The sequence below is a fragment of the Candidatus Erwinia dacicola genome (assembly GCF_001756855.1).
GTDB classification, from domain to species: Bacteria; Pseudomonadota; Gammaproteobacteria; order Enterobacterales; family Enterobacteriaceae; genus Erwinia; species Erwinia dacicola.
Map to the genome: position 1 here is coordinate 1 of NZ_MAYS01000180.1, position 2,194 is coordinate 2,194.

General features: G+C 49.3%; 2 protein-coding genes and 1 pseudogene. 1 reads left to right on the top strand and 2 read right to left on the bottom strand.

The window, feature by feature from the left end:
• A partial coding sequence (locus BBW68_RS15975) for a helix-turn-helix domain-containing protein (protein ID WP_148127555.1) occupies positions 1-275 on the bottom strand: 275 nt, incomplete at its 3' end.
• 587 nt (positions 276-862) lie between these two features.
• Here BBW68_RS15975 and BBW68_RS05580 point away from each other — a divergent pair.
• Positions 863-1,741, top strand: a complete 879-nt coding sequence (locus tag BBW68_RS05580; RefSeq protein ID WP_070134360.1) for a RepB family plasmid replication initiator protein — start codon at positions 863-865, stop codon at positions 1,739-1,741.
• Positions 1,742-1,790: 49 nt separating this feature from the next.
• Here the strand turns inward: BBW68_RS05580 and BBW68_RS05585 are convergent.
• Positions 1,791-2,063, bottom strand: a pseudogene (locus BBW68_RS05585) (hypothetical protein); the annotation flags it as partial.
• Positions 2,064-2,194 lie beyond the last annotated feature (131 nt).

The following is a 2,194-nucleotide window of genomic DNA, read 5'->3' on the forward strand; positions in this document are numbered from 1 at the left end:
GAAAGCTCCTGCCGGATGAAGTCCTGAACGTGTGGCTCCAGCCGGTGAAAAGCATTTTTTGGCAAGGGTTTATGACGCCGTTCCCGTGCCAGCGAATCCGCTCTCCTGCAGGAGTAAACGCCGTTAAAAGCGGGGTCGGTATTGCGTCTGAGTTCCCTGCTAATAGTGGAGCAGGACAGATTAAGCTCTCTGGCGATGGTAGCCAGTTTTACACCTTCACTACGCCGCTTTTCAATGTAGAACCGCTCTTTCTGAGTCAGATGTTTTCCCTGCATGCAACAGGCTCTCCAGTAAGACCAGAACGGAGATTTTATCCGGGTCTGGCCAGTGGGTCACTTTGTTGCGTTTCGAGTGGGAATGGGGCCCCGTCGTTGTCGGTGCAAATAACAATGAAGAGCCTCAAGCTGGTCATATATACCAGGTGAATCCAGATGGTCGCTAACGCATTTACAGTCCGAGGTTCCGTGAAGCAGCAGCCCCGGTGCTGGATTTTCTGGCCGCCTGTGTGGCGCATGCCGCGGTTGAGCAGCTGGCCACAGTAGTGGCATGGGGAGATAACATCCTGACGGAAAAACCAGACCACGATATTGAGTGAATATCGGTGCAATCGGAGTTATCCACTGAATAGAACAATAATAAAGTTCAATTCAGGATCATTAACAGATCAAATAAGAATAAGGATCTTCTCAGCCCTTTAATCACGGTGCTTTCAGGAATATCGGATACACTGTACCGGGTTGAAAATCCATTGTAGAGGGTCTCTGCTCCACTGTAACGGGTGATATATCCACTGTACCGGGTGGATATGATCCACTGTACAGGGTAGGATCCTTTTACTGTCCACAAACTTCGCATGGTGAATATGTCTAATAATAATGAGTTAGCATTATTTATTGAAGAGGAGCGCAAGGAAAGCGGTGAGGTTATCCACCTGCTGCCGACCCTTCGCCAGACCATCCAGCCGAAGGTTCTTCTGCGATTAGGTGTGTTTGTCCCGACATTGAAATCCACTGAAAAGGGTGGTAGGAAGAGTCACAGCATTGATGCCACGGAGTCGCTGTCCCGGTTATCCATTGTAGAGGGTGAGGGTTACAATCAGATCCAGATTTACGGCCCCCGCCTTGATATGGATACAGACTTCAAAGTCTGGGTGGGTATTGTGTATGCGTTGTCCAACAAAAAGCTGAACCTGGACGGGCAACTGGAGCTGAACTTCCCTGAGTTTGCTAAATATTGTGGTATCGACAGCAAACGCATAGATCGCCAGCTGAAGGAACGCTTCGATGCCTCGTTAACCCGTATCGCCCGAACGAACATCAGTTTTATTAAAAAAGTACCCGGTACAGACGATCAGATAACGATAAACATGCACCTGGTTGAGTCCACGTATTACGATAGCTCCACGGGCAAGATCATCCTCAAACCTAACTCAAAACTGAATACACTGTACCGGGTGGATGGCAAAACCAGGTTGTACCTGAAGTCACTCCAGAAGCTGTCACGCAAAGAATCAGCCCAGGCACTGTATCTCTACCTGGCTGAGCTCCCCAGTACATTTTACAGAATAGGCTTTGACCGGCTGCGTGAGCGCCTCCAGTTGACCTCCCATCTTGGCAACCAGAACGCCACGGTAAAAAAAGCCCTTCAGCAGTTAAAGGATATTGGTTTTCTGGAATACTCTGTTGAAAAAGAGAACGGGGACTATGTTCTCAATATTCTGAAACGAAACCCGAAACTGTAATTCACCCGGTACAGTGGATATCGACTCTACCGGGCAAGCTGACACGCCCTCAGCCTGAAGAATCTCCGCCAGTATGGTTATTATCGAAACCAGAGATGCCTGCCGTCAGCAGCTTAAAAAGCATGGGGGAGGTATCTGAGTAAGATTCAGCCTTCCAGCCACAACGATCGAACAGTTTTTCCACGCCGGCAACATTCCCCGTAAGACGCGCCATCAGAGGCTTTACCTGCTGACCATTATCGTCAAAAGCGGCATCAAGGTTTGTTCGTGAAAGATAAATACCGTTCACCCCGGCGTTAAGAGCAACGCCCCATTCCCACTCGAGACGCAACAAAACCGAGGGGGCTTATGCCGCCAGTAAGTGCGTTAAAAATACCTCGTTGGGGGAACGATAGCCCAGTGATTTTCTCCCGCGCGTGTTGAGTATGTGTTCGAGTTCAGCCATCTTGCGAT

Coding starts and splice junctions, on each gene's coding strand:
- BBW68_RS05580 (WP_070134360.1), top strand. CDS start 863: ATGTCTAATAATAATGAGTTAGCATTATTTATTGAAGAGGAGCGCAAG.